This window comes from Palleronia salina (genome assembly GCF_900141995.1).
GTDB lineage: Bacteria > Pseudomonadota > Alphaproteobacteria > Rhodobacterales > Rhodobacteraceae > Palleronia > Palleronia salina.
This window is the reverse complement of record NZ_FQZA01000002.1, coordinates 326121-344983: the sequence shown is the minus strand read 5'-3', so window position 1 is coordinate 344983 and position 18863 is coordinate 326121. Positions and strand designations below refer to the sequence as shown.

Annotated in this window: 19 protein-coding genes; 12 read left to right on the top strand and 7 right to left on the bottom strand. The window is 67.5% G+C overall.

Annotated features, from left to right (window positions below; all coding sequences use genetic code 11):
* Positions 1 to 231: 231 nt before the first annotated feature.
* Positions 232 to 1254 carry an aspartate-semialdehyde dehydrogenase gene (locus tag BUB76_RS04585; protein ID WP_073127215.1) on the bottom strand — a complete coding sequence of 341 codons (1023 nt, stop codon included), beginning with the start codon at positions 1252 to 1254 and terminating at the stop codon, positions 232 to 234.
* Positions 1255 to 1487: 233 nt separating this feature from the next.
* Here BUB76_RS04585 and BUB76_RS04580 point away from each other — a divergent pair, with 233 nt between their 5' ends.
* The gene (locus tag BUB76_RS04580) at positions 1488 to 1697 is read left to right on the top strand and encodes a hypothetical protein (RefSeq protein WP_073127213.1); all 210 of its coding nucleotides are present in this window, start codon (positions 1488 to 1490) and stop codon (positions 1695 to 1697) included.
* On the opposite strand, the gene BUB76_RS04575 is transcribed toward BUB76_RS04580, so the two are convergent.
* The 3 genes from BUB76_RS04575 to BUB76_RS04565 form a co-directional block, all read right to left on the bottom strand.
* Entirely contained in the window at positions 1654 to 2445 is a 792-nt protein-coding gene (locus BUB76_RS04575) for a metallophosphoesterase (RefSeq protein ID WP_073127212.1), read from the bottom strand. The two genes, BUB76_RS04580 and BUB76_RS04575, sit on opposite strands and share 44 nt — an antisense overlap.
* 73 nt (positions 2446 to 2518) lie before the next feature.
* Complete coding sequence (serA, locus tag BUB76_RS04570; RefSeq protein WP_073127210.1) at positions 2519 to 4114, bottom strand: phosphoglycerate dehydrogenase; 1596 nt, start codon at positions 4112 to 4114, stop codon at positions 2519 to 2521.
* A gap of 111 nt (positions 4115 to 4225) precedes the next feature.
* A complete protein-coding gene (locus BUB76_RS04565) occupies positions 4226 to 5404 on the bottom strand; it encodes a phosphoserine transaminase (RefSeq protein WP_073127209.1) in 1179 nt (392 codons plus the stop codon).
* Positions 5405 to 5564: 160 nt separating this feature from the next.
* Here BUB76_RS04565 and serB point away from each other — a divergent pair, with 160 nt between their 5' ends.
* The 4 genes from serB to BUB76_RS04545 all read left to right on the top strand — a co-directional run bounded on the left by serB (position 5565) and on the right by BUB76_RS04545 (position 8994).
* Positions 5565 to 6431: a phosphoserine phosphatase SerB gene (serB, locus tag BUB76_RS04560; RefSeq protein WP_073127207.1), complete on the top strand. Its 867-nt coding sequence runs from the start codon at positions 5565 to 5567 to the stop codon at positions 6429 to 6431.
* Between the two features lie 268 nt (positions 6432 to 6699).
* The gene (locus BUB76_RS04555) at positions 6700 to 7218 is read left to right on the top strand and encodes an invasion associated locus B family protein (RefSeq protein ID WP_073127205.1); all 519 of its coding nucleotides are present in this window, start codon (positions 6700 to 6702) and stop codon (positions 7216 to 7218) included.
* A gap of 137 nt (positions 7219 to 7355) precedes the next feature.
* Positions 7356 to 8546, top strand: a complete 1191-nt coding sequence (rlmN, locus tag BUB76_RS04550; RefSeq protein ID WP_073127204.1) for a dual-specificity RNA methyltransferase RlmN — start codon at positions 7356 to 7358, stop codon at positions 8544 to 8546.
* Positions 8547 to 8775: 229 nt separating this feature from the next.
* Positions 8776 to 8994 carry a hypervirulence associated TUDOR domain-containing protein gene (locus tag BUB76_RS04545; RefSeq protein WP_073127202.1) on the top strand — a complete coding sequence of 73 codons (219 nt, stop codon included), beginning with the start codon at positions 8776 to 8778 and terminating at the stop codon, positions 8992 to 8994.
* 2 nt (positions 8995 to 8996) lie between these two features.
* On the opposite strand, the gene BUB76_RS04540 is transcribed toward BUB76_RS04545, so the two are convergent.
* Entirely contained in the window at positions 8997 to 9842 is an 846-nt protein-coding gene (locus BUB76_RS04540; protein WP_073127200.1) for an LOG family protein, read from the bottom strand.
* 32 nt (positions 9843 to 9874) lie between these two features.
* A complete protein-coding gene (locus BUB76_RS04535) occupies positions 9875 to 10786 on the bottom strand; it encodes an endonuclease/exonuclease/phosphatase family protein (protein ID WP_073127198.1) in 912 nt (303 codons plus the stop codon).
* A 74-nt stretch (positions 10787 to 10860) separates the two neighbouring features.
* On the opposite strand from BUB76_RS04535, the gene dapD reads away from it, so the two are divergent.
* The 7 genes from dapD to rnr all read left to right on the top strand — a co-directional run bounded on the left by dapD (position 10861) and on the right by rnr (position 17578).
* Complete coding sequence (gene dapD, locus BUB76_RS04530) at positions 10861 to 11688, top strand: 2,3,4,5-tetrahydropyridine-2,6-dicarboxylate N-succinyltransferase (RefSeq protein ID WP_073127196.1); 828 nt, start codon at positions 10861 to 10863, stop codon at positions 11686 to 11688.
* A 189-nt stretch (positions 11689 to 11877) separates the two neighbouring features.
* Positions 11878 to 12906, top strand: a complete 1029-nt coding sequence (locus tag BUB76_RS04525; protein WP_073127194.1) for a sodium:calcium antiporter — start codon at positions 11878 to 11880, stop codon at positions 12904 to 12906.
* Positions 12907 to 12992: 86 nt separating this feature from the next.
* Positions 12993 to 13247 carry a GlsB/YeaQ/YmgE family stress response membrane protein gene (locus BUB76_RS04520; protein WP_073127191.1) on the top strand — a complete coding sequence of 85 codons (255 nt, stop codon included), beginning with the start codon at positions 12993 to 12995 and terminating at the stop codon, positions 13245 to 13247.
* A gap of 39 nt (positions 13248 to 13286) precedes the next feature.
* Positions 13287 to 13637 carry a DUF8846 family protein gene (locus BUB76_RS04515; protein ID WP_073127189.1) on the top strand — a complete coding sequence of 117 codons (351 nt, stop codon included), beginning with the start codon at positions 13287 to 13289 and terminating at the stop codon, positions 13635 to 13637.
* Between the two features lie 69 nt (positions 13638 to 13706).
* Positions 13707 to 14846: a succinyl-diaminopimelate desuccinylase gene (gene dapE, locus BUB76_RS04510; protein ID WP_073127187.1), complete on the top strand. Its 1140-nt coding sequence runs from the start codon at positions 13707 to 13709 to the stop codon at positions 14844 to 14846.
* Entirely contained in the window at positions 14843 to 15262 is a 420-nt protein-coding gene (locus tag BUB76_RS04505; protein ID WP_073127185.1) for a GNAT family N-acetyltransferase, read from the top strand. The genes dapE and BUB76_RS04505 overlap by 4 nt, the downstream gene beginning before the upstream one ends.
* Positions 15263 to 15316: 54 nt before the next feature.
* On the top strand, positions 15317 to 17578 hold the full coding sequence (gene rnr, locus BUB76_RS04500; RefSeq protein ID WP_073127182.1) for a ribonuclease R: 2262 nt from the start codon (positions 15317 to 15319) through the stop codon (positions 17576 to 17578).
* 22 nt (positions 17579 to 17600) lie between these two features.
* Here the strand turns inward: rnr and arsJ are convergent, their stop codons facing one another.
* Positions 17601 to 18863, bottom strand: coding sequence for an organoarsenical effux MFS transporter ArsJ (gene arsJ, locus BUB76_RS04495; RefSeq protein WP_073127180.1), 1263 nt, complete (start codon positions 18861 to 18863; stop codon positions 17601 to 17603).

Genomic DNA, 18863 nt, shown 5'->3' with positions numbered 1-18863 from the left:
CCGGGATCGGCGCTGACGCCGCAAAACACTGATCCGAATGGATTATTCCGGTAACCGGATGCCGGAGATTCGCTTAAAATCCCGCCCATCGGGCGTGATACGCAACCCGGACCCCGGATCGTTACCCGATCTTAACCAGTATCCGGGGACACCGATTCGCTCACTTACGGCCGGACACGAAAAAGGCGGCCCCTGTCCGGCGCCGCCCGTTCGTGAAACCACGAAAGCCGATCAGCCCTTTTTCAGGACCTCGCGGCCCAGCAGCTCGGCGATCTGCACCGCGTTCAGCGCCGCGCCCTTGCGCAGGTTGTCACTGACGCACCACAAGTTCAGACCGTTCTCGATGGTCACGTCCTGCCGGATGCGGCTGACATAGGTGGCGAATTCACCCACGCTTTCGATCGGGGTGATGTAGCCGCCATCCTCGCGCTTATCGACGACCATCACGCCCGGCGCCTCGCGCAGGATGTCGCGGGCCTCGTCCTCGTCCAGGAAATCCTCGGTCTCGATATTGATTGATTCCGAGTGGCCGACGAAGACCGGCACCCGCACGCAGGTCGCCGTGACCTTGATCTTGGGGTCCACGATCTTCTTGGTCTCGACCACCATCTTCCATTCCTCGCGCGTGTCGCCCGAGTCCATGAAGCTGTCGATATGAGGGATCACGTTGAAGGCGATCTGCTTGGGGTAGACCTTGGCCTGGTAATTATCGACGGGGTTGTAGATCGACTTGGTCTGGTCCCACAACTCGTCGATGGCCTCTTTCCCCGAGCCAGAAACGGACTGGTAGGTGCTGACCACGACCCGCTTGATCCGGGCGCGGTCGTGCAGCGGCTTCAGCGCCACGACCATCTGCGCGGTCGAGCAGTTGGGATTCGCGATGATGTTCTTCTTGGCGTAGCCATGGATCGCGTCCGGGTTCACCTCGGGCACGATCAGCGGCACGTCCGCATCGTAGCGGTAGAGCGAGCTATTATCGATCACGATGCAGCCGGCCTTGGCGGCGCGCGGCGCGTGGACCTTCGTCGCCTCGGACCCCACAGCGAACAGGGCGATGTCCCAGCCGGTGAAATCGAACTGCTCGAGGTCCTTGGTCTTGAGCGTCTGCTCGCCGAAGCTGACTTCGGTGCCCTGCGACTTGCGCGAGGCCAGCGCCACGATCTCGTCGACCGGGAAGCCCCGCTCGTCCAGGATGCTCAGCATTTCGCGGCCCACGTTACCCGTGGCCCCGACAACGGCGATACGATAACCCATCAAAACCCCTCCTGAGGCAAAATTCGCGGCCTTCTAGACCATCCGCAGCGGCGGGAAAAGCGGGGGAGGTGGACAAAAAGCCCGCGCCGCCCATATGCTTTCGCATCTGGAAGGAGACCTCGGCCCATGTATTTCATCGTCCTCATCATTCTGGTCCTGCTGCTGGGCCTTGCCGTCTTCAACTTCATGTCGTCGAGCAAGTAAGCCGATCCATGGCGGCCAAGGGGCCTGGCGTGGGCGAGCTTTACGTCCGGCTGGCCATTTCGGTCGCGGGTCTGGCCCTCCTGATCGGTGCGCTGCTTGTCCGCGGCGTGCCATCCGGTCCTGCTTTCTTCGAGGTCATCATCGTCGCCGGCGGCTTCTTCGGCCTGTCGGCTCTCTGGTCCTTGCGCGGGATTCTCAGGGCGCGGTCAGCGGCGCGCGGCCCTCGGGATGAAGCGTGAAGACGCCATCCTCGTCGATCGCCACCGGCACCAGGTCGCGGCCGTAGCCGGCTCCGCCATCGGTGTTGATCCGGTTGCCGTAGTGCTCGGGAAACTCCAGCGCGGTATGGCCGTGCACGACCAGCGCGCCGTGGTCGCGCGTATCCTCGAGCCAGCCTTCGCGAATCCATAGAAGGTCATCCTCGTCCTGCCGGTCGAGCGGAATGCCCGGTCGGATGCCCGCATGCACGAACAGCAACCCGTCCTCGCGGTGCCACAGGGGCCGCTGCGCCAGGAACTGCACATGCGCCTGGGGCACCGTGGCGCGAGCCTGCATCACCAGCTCCTCGCGGTCGAGAATCGTGTCGTCGACCTCATAGGACATGAGCGTCTCGATCCCGCCATTGGCGCTGTGCAGGAAGGCGGCGTCCTCGCCGCCCAGGCCATAGCTGCCCAGCGTGCGCGGGCCACCCAGCCGCTGGTTCATCCACGACAGCCCCGACTTGATCCGGTCGTCGTTCTCGACGCCCTGGGTCAGGAAACGCTCGAACATGCGGTCGTGGTTGCCCTTGATGGCGACCCAGTTGCGCCCGTCGGCCAGGCCGCCGATCAGGCGGTCCAGCACGCCGCGGCTGTCGGGTCCGCGGTCGGTGTAGTCGCCCATGAACACGATCCGCGCGTCGCGCCCGCCGTCGCGTTCGACCAGGTCCAGCGCGCGGTCGAGCTGGGCGGAAAAGCCGTGGATGTCGCCGATGGCGTAGATCGTCATGGGGTGTCCTTCCGGGACAATGCAAGAGGGGCGGACCCGATGGCCCGCCCCTCATGATAGGTCGCGATGCAGCTTAGCCGACCGCGAATTGCAGCGGGCGCACCTGCTGGAACGACCCGGTGTCCTTCAGCTTCTTCAGAACCGGCTCGGGCGGCTGGTCGTCGAGCAGCAGAAGCGCGATCGCGTCCTTGCCCAGCTCGGACCGGCCCAGGGTGAAATTGGCGATGTTCACGCCGTTCTCGCCCAGGGTCTGGCCCAGCGTACCGATGATGCCGGCGCGGTCCTGGTTGGTGGTGTAGAGCATGTGCGGCCCGACCTCGGCATCGATGTTGATGCCCTTGATCTGGATGAAGCGCGGCTTGCCGTCCGAGAACACGGTGCCCGCGATGGAGCGTTCGCGAGTCGCCGTCTTCACGTGCACCTTGATGTAGCCTTCGAACATGCCGGTCTGTTCCTGCGTGGTCGTGGCGATGTCGATGCCGCGGTCCTTGGCCAGCACGGGGGCCGACACCATGTTCACGTCCGGGTTCACCGACCGCATCATGCCCGCGATCACCGACGTGTTCAGCGCCGCGGTGTTCATCTCGGCCGCCATCCCGTCGTAGAGGATGTTGATCGCCTCGACACCCTCGTCGGTCAGTTGCCCGATGAAGGCGCCCAGGTGCTCGGCCAGCTTGATCCACGGGCCCATGACCTTGGCTTCCTCGGCGGTGACCGACGGCATGTTCAGCGCGTTCTGCACCGCGCCCGTCAGGAGGTAGTCCGACATCTGTTCTGCCACCTGGAGGGCCACGTTCTCCTGCGCCTCGGTGGTGGCGGCGCCCAGGTGGGGCGTGACGACCACGTTCGGCAGGTTGAACAGGGGCGAATCGGTCGCGGGCTCTTCGGCGAAGACGTCGAAGGCGGCCCCGGCGACGCGGCCGTCCTTCAGCGCCTCGGCCAGCGCCTCTTCGTCGACCAGTCCGCCGCGGGCGCAGTTGATGATCCGCACGCCGGACTTGAGCTTGGCGATGGCATCGCGGCTCAGGATGTTGCGGGTCTTGTCGGTCAGCGGCACGTGGAAGGTGATGAAGTCGGCCTTGCCCAGCAGCTCGTCCAGCTCGACCTTGCGCACGCCCAGCTGGTCGGCACGCTCCTCGGTCAGGAAGGGGTCATAGGCGATGACCTTCATCCGCAGGCCGTGGGCGCGGTCGATGACGATCGAGCCGATATTGCCCGCGCCGACGACGCCCAGCGTCTTGTTGGTCAGCTCGACGCCCATGAAGCGCGACTTCTCCCACTTGCCGGCATGGGTGCTGGCGCTGGCCTCGGGGATCTGGCGCGCGACGGCGAACATCATGGCGATGGCGTGCTCGGCCGTGGTGATCGAGTTGCCGAAGGGCGTGTTCATGACGATCACGCCCTTCTTGCTGGCGGCCGGGATGTCGACATTGTCGACACCAATGCCCGCGCGACCGATGACTTTCAGGTTGTCGGCCTTCTCCAGCAGCTTGGCGGTGGCCTTGGTGGCCGAGCGGATGGCGAGGCCATCGTACTGGCCGATCACCTCGGCCAGCTTTTCCTTGTCCTTGCCCAGGTCGGGCATGAAATCGACGTCGATGCCGCGATCGCGGAAGATCTGGACGGCGGTTTCCGACAGCTTGTCGGAGACGAGAACCTTGGGGGCCATGTGTGGCGCTCCTGTCGTTTGAAATCGGGGGAAGGCGCGCACCGGGCGGGCCGGGGTCGCGCGGAATGTGGTGAATGGCCCCGGACCTGCGCCCGGGGCGTGCGGGGTGGCTCAGGCGGCGTCGCGCGCGTCGAGCTCGGCGTGGTAGGCCCAGTCGATCCACGGCATCAGCGCCTCGACATCCGAGGTCTCGACCGTGGCGCCGCACCAGATGCGCAGGCCCGGGGGCGCGTCGCGGTAGCTGCCCAGGTCCAGCCCGGCGCCCTCGGCTTCCAGACGCTTCTGCACCGCCTTGGCGAAGGCCGCGTCGCCCGCGACAGCCGGATCGGTGAATTGCAGGCAGACCGAGGTGTTCGAGCGGATGTCGTCGCTGGCCGCCAGGTTCGCGATCCAGTCGCGGTCGGCGCAGAAATCCCAGATCACCTGCGCGTTGCGGTTGGCGCGGTCCTTCAGGCCCTCCAGGCCGCCGACCGAGCGGGCCCAGGCCAACGCCTGGAGGTAATCCTCGACGCACAGCATCGACGGGGTGTTGATCGTCTCGCCCTTGAAGATGCCTTCGATCAGCTTGCCGCCCTTGGTGAGGCGGAAGATCTTGGGCAGGGGCCATGCGGGGGTGTAGCTTTCCAGCCGTTCGACCGCGCGGGGGCTGAGGATCAGCATGCCGTGCGCGGCCTCGCCGCCCAGCACCTTCTGCCAGCTGTAGGTGACCACATCCAGCTTGTCCCAGGGCAGGTCCTGCGCGAAGGCGGCCGAGGTCGCGTCGCACAGGGTCAGGCCGGCGCGGTCCGCCGGGATCATGTCACCGTGGGGCATCTTCACGCCGCTGGTGGTGCCGTTCCAGGTGAAGCAGACGTCCCGGTCGTAATCCAGGGCGGCCATGTCGACGATCTGGCCATACTCGGCCTCGTGCACGCGGGCGTCGAGCTTCAGCTGCTTGACCGCGTCGGTGACCCAGCCCGCGCCGAAGGATTCCCAGGCGACCATCTCGCAGGGGCGTTCGCCCAGCATGGTCCACATGGCCATCTCGTAGGCGCCGGTGTCCGAGGCGGGCACGATGCCGATGCGGTAATCGTCCGGCACGCCCAGCAGGTCGCGCGTCTCGTCGATGGCCTGGGCAAGCTTCGACTTGCCGATGGCCGCACGGTGCGAACGGCCGAGCGCGGCGTCGGACAGCGTTTCCAGCGAAAAGGTGGGGGGCTTGGCGCAGGGGCCGGAGGAGAAATGCGGGTTGTCCGGCGTTGCGGACGGTCGCGTGAGGGCCGGCCGCGTGGCCGGTTCGAGGGTCGCCATGACTGGTATCCTTCCAGATATATGCCCTTCGTTGGGGAAGGGTGTCCCGCTGCCGGAGATAGGGCCGGCCAGGGATTCAGGCAAGCGGAATTTGATGGCACCTGTTGCGGCTGCCCTCGATGCGCTAAGGCGCAGCGCGAGTAACCCAAGCGGAGCCGCCATGCCCATCGTCACCCTGATCTCGCCCGCGCTGGACCCCGCCTTCGCCGACGCGCTGCGCAACGCGTGGGGCGGGGGCGACGCGCAATGGCTGTCGCCGGACCGCGCCGTCGAATTCCCGGTGGCGCAGGTGCCCGCCAACCAGTGGGAGGTCTGGGAAGAGGCGCAGAAGATGCGATGCGACCTCGTGATCCAGCCCGACGAGAACCGCCGCAAGAGCGTCCTTCTGGCCGACATGGACAGCACGATGATCGGGCAGGAATGCATCGACGAGCTTGCGGACATGGCCGGTGTCGGGGCGCAGGTTTCGGGCATCACCGCCCGCGCCATGAACGGCGAGCTGGATTTCGAGGGCGCGCTGCGGGAACGGGTGGGCCTTCTGGCGGGGCTGGACGCGGGCGTGATCGACCGGGTCTGGAAAGACCGCATCACCCTCACCCCCGGAGGCGACGTGTTGATCGCCACCATGAAGGCCAACGGCGGCTACACCGCGTTGGTCTCGGGCGGGTTCACGGCCTTCACGTCACGGGTCGCGGCGCGGCTGGGCTTCGATATGCACCGCGCGAACGAGCTGCCGCAGGAGGCCGGCAGGATCACCGGGCAGGTGGCCGAGCCGATCCTGGGGCGCGAGGCCAAGGTCCAGGCGCTGCACGACATCTGCGCCGCGCGGAACCTGTCCCCCGCGGACGTGATGGCGGTGGGCGACGGCGCGAACGACCTGGGAATGCTGCAACTGGCCGGGGCAGGCGTGGCACTGCACGCCAAGCCCTCGGTCGCCGCGCAGGTGGACAGGCGGATCAACCACGGCGACCTGACCGCGCTGCTTTATCTCCAGGGGTACGCCGACGGTGACTTCGTGCGCCAGTGACCACGGGCGGCCGCCCCTGCCCGGTCGCGACTCGCCGCGAATCGCGCCATTGGGCTCCGCGGGGACGGCACGAACGGGCCGGACGGGTGACGGGAATGGCGCCTCACGTCTGAGCGATTATTTGCCACAGGGGCTTTCGTCGCTCGGCGAATTGTCGTTAAAGTCGCCGCGCTTGACGACGATTGGAACCCGTCTCGTCACGCGCCCCGAAGACGGGCCGGACGGGCACCAAATTCCAGAGGCAGACGACGGCTGGAGGCCCCGACACATGAAATCAATCCTTGCTGGCGCCATCCTGGGCGCGGCCCTTGCAACCGCCGCCGTGGCGCAGGACGAAAGCACCAACCGCGTGGCCGTCGAAACGGCCTGGAGCGTATTCGTCGAGGACGACCCGCAGGAATGCTGGTCGGTCAGCAGCCCGACCAACACCGTCAACACCCGTGGTGGACAGGTCGTGTCGGTGCGCCGCGGCGATATCCTTCTGTTCGTGACGTTCCGCCCCGGATCGGGCGCCAATGGCGAGGTGTCGTTCACCGGCGGCTATCCCTTCGCCGACGGCTCGACCGTGACGCTGGACATCGGCGGGACCGAGTTCGAGCTGTTCACCGATGGCGAGTGGGCCTGGCCGGCCTCCGAGGCCGAGGACGCGCAGATCATCGCGGCCATGCGGCGCGGCGCCGAGGCGGAACTGAGCGCCCGGTCCGAGCGCGGCACCAACACCGCCGATACCTTCTCGCTGTTCGGCTTCACCGCCGCGCTGGAAGAGGCGCAAAGTCGCTGCGAGTGAACTGAGCGCGACAGCGGAACGGACAGGGGCGGCGCGGGCCGCCCTTTTTCGTGTCGGCCCCCGCAACGTCACGCGGGGTTTATCGGGCGCGACACTTGCCCTATATGCCGTCCATCCCGTTGACGAAGGTGGACCCGATGCCCGACGCACCCAAGGCGCCGATCACACAGGACGTTCTGACCCTGCCCCGCAAGGCGGCCGAGGGCGGCAAGGTGAATCTTGTCGGCCTGACGCGCGACGCCCTGCGCGACGCGCTGATCGCGGCGGGCACGCCCGAGAAACAGGCCAGGATGCGCGCGGGCCAGGTCTGGCAATGGGTCTACCAGAAGGGCGTCCGGTCGTTCGACGACATGACGAACCTGGCCAAGCCCTATCGCGCGCTCCTGGCCGAGCATTTCGTGATCGAGGTGCCCGAGGTCGTGCGCCGCGAACTGTCGACCGACGGCACCCGCAAGTACCTGCTTCGCATCGCCGGCGGGCACGAGGTCGAGGCCGTCTACATCCCCGAGGAAGGCCGCGGCACGCTGTGCGTGAGCAGCCAGGTGGGCTGCACCCTGACCTGTTCGTTCTGCCACACCGGGACCCAGCGGCTGGTGCGCAACCTGACCGCGGGCGAGATCGTGGGCCAGATCATGGTCGCCCGCGACGACCTGGGCGAATGGCCCCTGCCCGGCCGCCATCCCAAGGACGAACAGCGCCTGCTGTCGAACATCGTCCTGATGGGCATGGGCGAGCCGCTTTACAATTTCGAGAACGTGCGCGACGCGATGAAGATCGCCATGGACGGCGAAGGGATTTCCCTGTCGCGCCGCCGCATCACCCTGTCGACCAGCGGCGTGGTGCCCGAGATCGCGCGCACCGCGGCCGAGATCGGCTGCCTGCTGGCCGTGTCCTTCCACGCCACCACAGACGAGGTGCGCGACCAGCTGGTGCCGATCAACAAGCGCTGGAACATCGAGACCTTGCTGGGCGCGCTGCGCGAATATCCCAAGGCCACCAATTCCGAGCGGATCACCTTCGAATACGTGATGCTGAAGGGCGTGAACGACAGCGACGAGGACGCCCACCGTCTGATCAAGCTGATCGAGGGCATCCCCGCCAAGATCAACCTGATCCCGTTCAACGAATGGCCCGGCGCCCCCTACGAGCGGTCGTCGAACAATCGCATCCGCGCCTTCGCCGACATCATCTACAAGGCCGGCTATGCCTCGCCCATCCGCACGCCGCGGGGCGAGGACATCATGGCCGCCTGCGGTCAGCTGAAGTCCGAGACCGAGCGCGCCCGCAAGTCCCGCCGCCAGATCGAGGCCGACGCGGGCCTGTCCTGACGCGGGGCGCCCCGCTGCGGGGCGTTGCGCCGGATGGCATGGGTCGCCCGATCCGCCGGGACGGGTGATCGGCGCGGAGGGCGAGCGTCCGGCTTCAGGTATTTTCAGGCCAATAATGCCGGAATTGCGCCGTCTTGTTGGGCGCTTGTCCGCCGTGCCGCGCCGTGACGAGGAACGAAGCGGCGCTGCCGATCCTTGAGCGGTCAAAGACACGCCGAGGAGATGTGGCATGACCAAGCACTACGACGAAGGCGACACCGTGGAATGGGACTGGGGCAACGGCACCGCCCAAGGGAAGGTGGCGCAGAAATACACCCAGAAACGGACGCTGAAGATCGACGGCTCCGAGGTGACGCGCGACGCCGATGACGACGACCCGGCCTACCGGATCGAGCAGGAGGACGGCGGCACCGTCCTCAAAAGCCATTCAGAGCTGCGCAAGGCCTGAATTCAGCGGCCGGGGATCGTGTCCCGCTTGGCCGGATCGTCGTCCCACGTGTCGATGATCTCGACCGCCTCGGCCGCCGTCTCGACGTAGCGGAACAGCTCGAGATCCTCGTCGGCGATGGTGCCCGCGTCGGCCAGCGCGGCGAAGTCGATCACCCGCTCCCAGAACTCGCGCCCGAACAGAAGAACCGGCACCCGCTCCATCCGGCCGGTCTGGATCAGGGTCAACGCCTCGAAGAGCTCGTCCAAGGTGCCGAAGCCGCCCGGGAAAACGCAGATCGCCCGCGCCCGCATCAGGAAGTGCATCTTGCGGATCGCGAAGTAGTGGAAGTTGAAACACAGGCCCGGCGTCACGTACTCGTTCGGGGCCTGTTCATGGGGCAGCACGATGTTCAGGCCGATGGAATGGCCGCCCGCATCCTGGGCGCCACGGTTCCCGGCCTCCATCACGCCGGGGCCGCCGCCCGTCGCGACGACGTGGTCGCGGCCATAGGTCTCCATGCTGCGCAGAGTCATCAGCCGGGCGAAATCGCGCGCCTCGTCGTAATAGCGCGACAGGTCCGCCAGCGTCTGCGTGCGGGCGCTGGCCTTGTTCGCGGGATCCGGAATCCGCGCGCCGCCGAACAGAACGACGGTGGAGTCGATGTTCTGCTCGTTCAGGATCATCTCGGGCTTCAGAAGTTCCAGCTGAAGCCGCACGGGGCGCAGCTCCTCGCGGCACAGGAAGTCGTCGTCGGCGAAGGCCAGCCTGTAGGCCGGCGCGCGGGTCTGCGGCGTATCGGGGATGTCGCGCGCGGTTTCGATATCCTGGTGGGCATCGCGGAACGGCGATTGGCGGTCGTCCGGCATGGGGGATCCTTCGGTCAAACTCGGGTCGCAGCCTAGGGTAAGGTCACATCCGTGACGACCGGATAATGATCCGTGGGCCATTCGCCCAGGAATTGACGGCGCAGCACCCAAGGGCCGCCCGCCAGACCGACCCCGCGCGTGTAGGCAAGGTGGTCGATCGCGCCGAACAGGTTGATGCCACGGTCGAAATGATAGGTTGCGCCCTCGACCGGCGCGAAGGACAGGCCCCGATCCTCCAGGATGGCGTGCAGGTCCGACCCCAGCCGCGCGTTGAAATCGCCGGTGACGAAAACCGTTTCGCCCGCCGCCTGCCACGGCGCGATGCGCTCGGCCACAAGGGCCAGCGATTGCGCGCGGTTGTCGTAGCTGGCGTAGTCGGTGTGGATGTTCACCACGCGAAAGCTCTTGCCGGTCGTCCGGTCGGTCAAGCGCGCCCAACTGGCGAAGGCCGGGTAGCCGCCATCGAAGGTGCGCGAATAGATCCGGTCCGGCGTGTCCGAGAAGAAGAACCAGCCCTCGTCCAGAACGCGCAAACGATCGGCGCGGTAGAAGATCGGCTGGGTCGGCGGAAACGTCTCCCACGGGCCGTCGGCGGCCGCGGCGTATTGCGGAAGTTCGGCCAGCAGGTGATCGCGGGCGAGGTTCACGCTGCCGTCGCTGCCGCGCTGGAAGCTCTCCATCTCCTGGAAGGCGATGACATCGGCGCCGGTGGCGGCGACCGCGGCGGCCAGGGGGTCCTTGCGCCGCTCCCAGTCGCCGCGCGACCAGGCGCCGGTCGCGTCGTTCAGCACGATGTAGTGGACGTTGTAGGTGGCGATCCGCAGCGCGTCCCGCGGCGGGGGCGGCAGATCGGCCTGCCCGCCATTGCGCCAGGTCTGGCACCCCACCGCCACCAGGGCCGTCACGAACAGCAGGGCCAACGTCCGCAGCATGAGTTTCGCCATCTCTTTTCCCCGGGCCTCCCCCCGAGTATAGAGCGCGCAACGCAACCAGACACATCACAAAGGGGGCCGCACCCATGTCGAACGCCCAGCTTGAAGCCGCAATCGAGTCCGCGTGGGAAACCCGCGACCAGATCACGCCCGCCACCGGCGGCGAGACGCGCGAGGCGATCGAGGCCACGCTGGACGCGCTGGATTCGGGCAAGCTGCGCGTGGCCGAGCCGCGCGAGAACGGTGAATGGCACGTGAACCAGTGGGCCAAGAAGGCGGTGCTGCTAGGCTTCCGCGTGAAGGACATGGCGCCGCAATCGGGCGGACCGCAGGGCGGCGGCTGGTGGGACAAGGTCGACAGCAAGTTCCTGGGCTGGGGCGAGACCGAGTGGACATCGGCCGGGTTCCGCGCCGTGCCCAACTGCGTCGTCCGCCGTTCGGCCCATATCGCCAAGGGCGTGGTGCTGATGCCCAGCTTCGTGAACCTGGGCGCCTACGTGGACGAGGGCACGATGGTCGACACCTGGGCCACGGTCGGGTCCTGCGCCCAGATCGGCAAGAACGTGCACCTGTCGGGCGGCGTCGGCATCGGCGGCGTGCTCGAGCCCATGCAGGCCGGGCCCACGATCATCGAGGACAACTGCTTCATCGGGGCCCGCTCCGAGGTGGTCGAAGGCTGCATCGTGCGCGAAGGCTCGGTGCTGGGCATGGGCGTCTTCATCGGCAAGTCCACCAAGATCGTCGACCGCGAGACGGGCGAGGTCTTCATGGGCGAGGTGCCGCCCTACTCGGTCGTAGTCTCGGGCTCGATGCCGTCGAAGAACAACGTGAACCTCTACTGTGCGGTGATCGTGAAGCGGGTGGACGCGCAGACGCGGTCCAAGACCGGTATAAACGAGCTGCTGCGCGACTGAGGGCGCACCGGGGAACGGTGCGGCGCGCGTGGAGATAGATCCCCGCGCCGCACTTGCCTTGGCCCCTATCACCGATGGCGAGGTTCAGGATGTGGCCCCCCAATCGGCGGCCCGATGCCCTGACCTTCCGCGCGGGCAAATCATCGGGAAAGATGGCAACCATTTCAGCGCCAGGCCCGTTGCCACGTCATGATTGGTGATCTTCCCGTTTTCTGGCTGTTCGCCGTGTTCGCGGTCGCGGCCCTGGCCGTCGTCCTGTCGTCGATCCGTGCGACGCGCCTGGCCGACATCATCGCGGACCGCACCCAGATCGGCGAGGCGATGGCCGGCGGCCTGATCCTGGGCGGTGCGACATCGCTGGCCGGCGTGGTCGTCTCGGTCAACGCGGCGCTGGACGGCGACGCGTCCTTCGCCTTTTCGAACGCGGTGGGCGGTATCGCGGCGCAGACCCTTTTCCTCGCCATAGCCGACACGATCTACAAGAAGGTGAACCTGGAACACGCGGCGGCCGAGCCCACGAACCTGTTCCAGGGCGTGATGCTGATCGTGCTTCTGTCGATGCCGCTTTGCGCGATGGCCGGTCCGGAGATCGCCTATTTCGGCATCCACCCGATCTCGGTCGTGCTTTTCCTGACCTATCTCTACGGAGTCGGCGTGTCGTCCAGCGTGTCGGAACAGCCGATGTGGGAACCGGTCCAGACCTCGGACACCCGCGAGGACGAGCCCGAGGACGATGCAGAGCCCGAGAAATCGGCCCGCGGACCGATCATGTCGTTCATCGGACTGGTCGCGATCATGGCCGTCGGGGGTTGGGTCATCAGCCAGGTGGGCGGGTCGTTCATCGAGCGCTTCGGCCTGTCGTCCAGCCTGGTCGGATCGCTGATTACCGCCGTCGTCACATCGCTGCCTGAACTGGTCACGACCCTGGTCGCCGTCCGGCGCGGCGCCTTGCAGCTGGCCGTGGGCGGCATCATCGGCGGCAACACGTTCGACACGCTGTTCGTCGTCTTCTCGGACCTGGCCTACCGGGACGGGTCCCTCTACCACGCCATCGGGACGACGGACCTTTACTGGCTGGGCACCGGGATCCTGATGACCTCGATCCTCCTGGCCGGGCTGATCGCGCGGCAGCGGCGCGGACCGGGCGGCATCGGTGTCGAAAGTGTCGCCATGCTGGCCATCTACTTCGCCGCCGCGTTTTTCGAGGTCTTCGGCTGATCCTTCACGGAACCGAGCGCAGATCGCGACGTTTTGCCTCGAATCCTGCGCAAATGCGTAGCGAAAACAATCAGGAAGGATAATCCATGGGCTGGCTTGCAGCTATCATCGTCGGGGGTCTGGCCGGTTGGCTGGCCGAGCAATTCATGAAGTCCAACATGGGGCTTCTGATGAACATCGTCCTGGGCATCGTCGGCGCCATCGTCTTCAACTTCATCTTCGGCACGCTGCTGGGCCTTTACGCCGCCGGCGCCAGCTTCAGCATCGGCTACCTGGTCGCGGGCTTCATCGGCGCCTGTATCCTGATCTTCCTCGTGCGCGCCGTGCGCGGCCGCACCTGATATCTTGCCAAAGGCCGCCGGGACTGGCATCCGGCGGCCATGGCTAAATCCGGCAAACCTCACTACGTCTACACGCTCCTGGTGGAGGTGGGTCGCGCCCCCTCGGACGGGCTTCCCGAGAATGCGACAGGCGCGGCGCTCATGTGCTACGCGGCCGGCGTGGACGAGGCCGAGGCCGTGCGCGAGACGGTCGCCATCCTCAAGCAGGCCGATCTTTCGCCGCTGGACGTCACCGGATACGGCACGCTGGACGAACGGCTGGCCGACGGGCACGACATCGACCCCGACGAACGCCTTCTGATGCAGCGCGCGCTGGACGAGAACGCCGTGATCGTCGCGCAGATGACCCCGTTCTTCGAAGGCGACGAGCTTGAAAAAGGCGCGGACTGACCGGCCGCACGATTGCCCGCCACACACGCCCGGCCTACCATCCCTTTTGCCGCCCGGAGGAGGCCGCCCATGCACACAACAACCGACCCGGTCGAGCTGACATCTCAGCTGATCCGCTGCCCCTCGGTCACGCCCGAGGAAGGCGGAGCGATCCAGCACCTGTTCGAGTTGCTCGAAGACGCGGGCTTCGTCTGCACGCGGGTCGATCGCAACGGCATTGCCAACCTCTATGCCCGCTGGGGCACGCACGGCCCGGTCATCGGCTTCAACGGGCATACCGACGTCGTGCCGACCGGCGACCCGGCGCAGTGGGCGCATGACCCGTTCGGGGCCGAAATCGTGGACGGCATCATGTACGGTCGCGGGGCCTGCGACATGAAATCGGGGGTCGCCGCCTTCGTGGCCGCCGCCATCGACATGGCATCCGACGACCCGCACGGCTCCATCGTCCTGACCATCACCGGCGACGAGGAAGGCGACGGCGTCGACGGAACCTGCGCGATACTCGACTGGATGGACCAGACCGGCGAGGCGATGGATGTCTGCCTGGTGGGTGAGCCCACCTGCCCCGAAACCATGGGCGAGATGATCAAGATCGGCCGGCGCGGGTCGATGACAGCCTGGCTGACCGCGCGCGGGGTGCAGGGCCACTCGGCCTATCCGCACAAGGCGCGCAACCCGATCCACGCCATGGTGCAGCTGGTCGATCGGCTGATCGCGTTCGAACGGGTGGACGCGTCCGAGCATTTCGACCCCACCACCGTGCAGGTCACCAGCTTCGACACCGGCAACAGCGCCAACAACGTCATCCCGGGCCAGTGCCGGGCCATGCTGAACATCCGGTTCAACGACGCGCACAGCTCGGACGATCTGAAGGCCTGGATCGAGGACGAAATCGCCAAGGTCAGCGGGACCACGGGCGTCGACTTCGACATCGAGGTGAAGGTGTCGGGCGAAAGCTTCGTCACTCCGCAAGGTGAGTTCTCGCAGATGGTCAGCGACGCCGTCGCGGCCGAAACCGGCGTCACGCCCGCCCTGTCGACCTCGGGCGGGACCAGCGACGCGCGCTTCATCCGCAACCATTGCCCCGTGGTCGAGGTCGGGTTGGTCGGCAGCAGCATGCACCAGATCGACGAACGGGTCCCGGTGGCCGACATCGTCACGTTGAAGGCGATCTATACCCGTATCCTGAAGGATTTCTTCAAATGACCGTTCTCGTGGACATCACCGACGATATCGACGCCTGCCGCGAACTGCGCCGCGTCGTCTTCATCGAGGAGCAGAAGATCTCGGAGGCGGACGAGTACGACGACCGCGACGGTGACGCGATCCACATGCTGGCCCGGCAGGACGGCCTGGACGTGGGGACCGCGCGGATGTTCATCGAGGACGACGTCGCCAAGGTCGGCCGGGTCTGCGTGCTGCATCCCCTGCGCGGCACAGGCATCGGGGGCCAGATCATGGAACACGCCATCGGCGTGGCGCGCGCCCGGGGTGCGGCCCGGATGAAGGTCTCGTCGCAGGTGCACGTGATCCCCTTCTACCGCGGGCTGGGGTTCGAGCCGGATGGCCCGATCTACGACGACGCCGGCATCCCGCATCGCGACATGTGGCTGTCGTTGTGAGCCGCGCACGCCGCCCCCTGTCGCGCCCGCCCGGCGCGTGCTAGGCGCGGCGCCATGGCCAAGATCCCCTCGAAGCAGCAGATCCTCGACTGGATCTCGGAAAACCCCACCCAGACCGCGAAGCGCGACATCGCGCGCGCCTTCGGGCTCAAGGGTGCGGACCGGATCGACCTGAAGCGCGTGCTGAAGGAACTGGAGGCCGAGGGCAACCTGACGAAGCGTGGCAAGACCTACCGCGACCCCGACACCCTGCCGCCCGTATCGGTCTGCGAGGTCACGGGCCCCGACCGTGACGGCGACATCTTCGCCCGCCCGCTGGAATGGCACGGCGACACGCCCGAGCCGCGCATCCTCGTGATCCCGCGCGCCGCCGACCCCGCCCTGGGGCCGGGCGACCGGGTGCTTCTGCGCCTGACCGCCGTGACGGACGAGGATCACGGCTACGAGGGGCGGCTGATCCGCAAGCTGAACTCCAGCGCCATGCGCATGCTGGGCATCTTCCGCGAAGGTCCCGAGGGCGGGCGCATCGTGCCCATCGACAAGGGGCAGGACAAGGAATGGCAGGTCGGGTCCCGCGACACCCACGGCGCGCAGGATGGCGAACTGGTCGAGGCCGAGCGCGCCGGCCCCAAGGGCCGCATGGGCCTGCCGCGCGCGCGCGTGCTGTCGCGCCTGGGTGACCCGACGGCGCCGAAAGCGGTGTCGCTGATCGCCATCCACCAGCACGGGATTCCGGACCAGTTCCCGGACGAGGTCATCGCCGAGGCCGAGGCGGCCGAACCCGCCGGGCTGGACGGGCGCGAGGACCTGCGCGAGCTGCCGCTGATCACCATCGACCCGGCGGATGCCCGCGACCGCGACGACGCCGTTCTGGCCGCGCCGGACACGGACCCGGGGAACGAGGGCGGCCACGTCATCTGGGTCGCCATCGCCGACGTGGCCCATTACGTGCGCCCCGGCAGCGCGCTGGACCGCGAGGCGCGGCTGCGCGGCAACTCGAGCTACTTCCCCGACCGCGTCGTCCCGATGCTGCCCGAGGCGCTATCGGGGGACCTGTGCTCGCTGCACGAGGATGTGGAACGGGCCTGCATGGCCGTGCGCATCACGCTGGATCCCGAGGGCAACAAGATCGCCCACTGCTTCACCCGCGGGCTGATGCGGTCGCGCGCCTCGCTCAGCTACCAGCAGGTGCAGGCGGGGCGTGACGGCAACCCGTCCGACAAGGTGGCGCCGCTGATGGAGAGGGTGATCGACCCGCTTTACGCCGCCTACGCGGCGCTGCGCCGGGCGCGGTCACGTCGCCAGCCGCTGGAGCTGGACCTGCCCGAGCGCAAGATCGTCCTGTCCGAAGACGGCCGCGTCGCCAGCGTCGATTTCGCCGAACGGCTGGACGCGCACCGGCTGATCGAGGAGTTTATGGTCACCGCCAACGTGGCCGCCGCCGAAGAGCTGTCGAAGCGCCGCTCGCCCCTGCTCTACCGCGTGCACGAGGAACCCGCGCCCGAGAAGCTCGAGGCGCTGCGCGAGGTGGCCCAGGCCTCGGGCTTCGCGCTGGCCAAGGGGCAGGTGTTGCAGACCGCGCATCTGAACCGCCTTCTGTCGCAGGCCCAGGACAGCGATTTCGACGAGCTCATCAACATGTCCACGCTGCGCGCCATGACGCAGGCCTATTACAGCCCGCAGAATTTCGGGCATTTCGGTCTGGCGCTGAAGAACTACGCCCATTTCACCTCGCCGATCCGCCGCTATGCCGACCTGATCGTGCACCGGGCGCTGATCTCGGCCCATGGCTGGGGCGACGATGGACTCGACCCCGCGCAGATCGAGGCGCTGGACCAGACGGCCGAACAGATCTCGGGCACCGAGCGACGCTCGATGGTGGCCGAGCGCGACACGACCGACCGATACCTCGCCGCCTACCTGTCCGAGCGCGTGGGCTCGGAGATGACGGGCCGGATCTCGGGTGTGCAGAAATTCGGGCTGTTCGTGAAGCTGGACGAAACCGGCGCCGACGGGCTGGTCCCGGTGCGGTCGATCGGGCGGGAGTTCTTCGTCTTCGACCCCGAGGCGCAGACCCTCATGGGCGCCGACAGCGGCACGACTATCGGGCTGGGCCAGCGCGTGACCGTGCGTCTGGCCGAGGCGGTGCCGGTCACCGGCGGGCTGATGCTGGAGCTGCTGGAGGTCGAGGGCGACGCCATGCCCCGCGGCGGCGGCGGGTCCCGAAAGCCCGGCAAGCCGCCCAAGCGTGCGCGGGCCAAGGCGCAGAAGAAGTCGGCGAAGACGGCGCGCAAGGTCAAGCGGACGCGCCGCTGAACCGGCGGGACCGAAAGTATTTTCAGACCAGTGATGGGGCGTGGCCCGCGCCGCCCGGCAGCTTGCGCGCGGCGACCAGGCTGAGCGCGGCCATGGCGGCGGCGGTGGCGAGGCAGGCCGGCAATCCGCCCAGCTGAAAGCTGATCCCCGACAGCAGCGTGCCCAGCAGGCGCCCGGCCGCGTTCGACATGTAGTAGAACCCCACGTCCAGCGTCACCCGCTCGCCCGTGCTGAAGGCGAGGATCAGGAACGAATGCAGCGACGAGTTCACCGCGAAGATCGCACCGAAGACGAAAAGGCCGATCACCACCACGGCCACGAGGGGCGCGCCGGAAAGCGTCATGGCGGCCAGGGCCAGCAGCAACGGGATGACGATCAGCCCCGTGAGCCAGGACGCCGCGCCACGCGCCAGGCTGGGCAGATCGCGGCCATTCGCGCGCAGCACCCGCGGCGCACCCGCCTGCACGGCCCCGTAGAGGGTGATCCAGACCGCCATGAAACCGCCCACCGCGAAGAAGGCGTCGCGCGTGTCCCAGCCCAGCGCGCCGGTCAGCGTCGCCTGGAAGAACACCGGGATGCCCACCACGAACCACGTATCGCGCGCGCCGAACAGGAACATCCGCGCCGCCGACAGCCAGTTCACGGCCGGGTCCTTGCTGAAGACCTCGGAGAATTTCGCGCCCTTGCGGCCCTGCGGCAGGCCCGTGGGCATGAAGACCAGCACCGCGAGCAGGATCAGCGCCAGCGTGCCCGCCATGGACCAGAGCGCCGCCCGGAACCCCAGCCACGCCAGCAGCGCGGCGCCCAGGAAGAAGCCCAGCCCCTTCACCGCGTTCTTCGATCCCGTCAGCGCGGCCACCCAGCGGAACAGCGCGCCGTCACCCGGGGCAAGCAATTTCACCGCGCTTTTCGCGGACATCTTCGTCAGGTCCTTGGCCACGCCCGACGCGGCCTGGGTCAGCATCACGAAGGTCACCGACAGCGTCACCGCCCAGCCCGGGTCGAGGCGGGTGAGCACGGCCAGCGCCACCACCTGCACACCGAGCCCGAGATACAGCGTGCGGGTCAGGCCGAACCGCGCGGCCAGCCACCCGGCGGCCAGGTTGGTGACCATGCCCGCGACCTCGTAGAGGGTGAATAGGAAGGCAAGCTGCACCGGGCTGAAGCCCAGCTCGTGGAAGTGCAGCAGCACCAGCATCCTGAGGGCGCCATCGGTCAGCATGAAGGCCCAGTAGGCGGCGGTCACCGTGGCGTAGGCAGCAAGCGGGCGGTCGGCGGCGCTCAT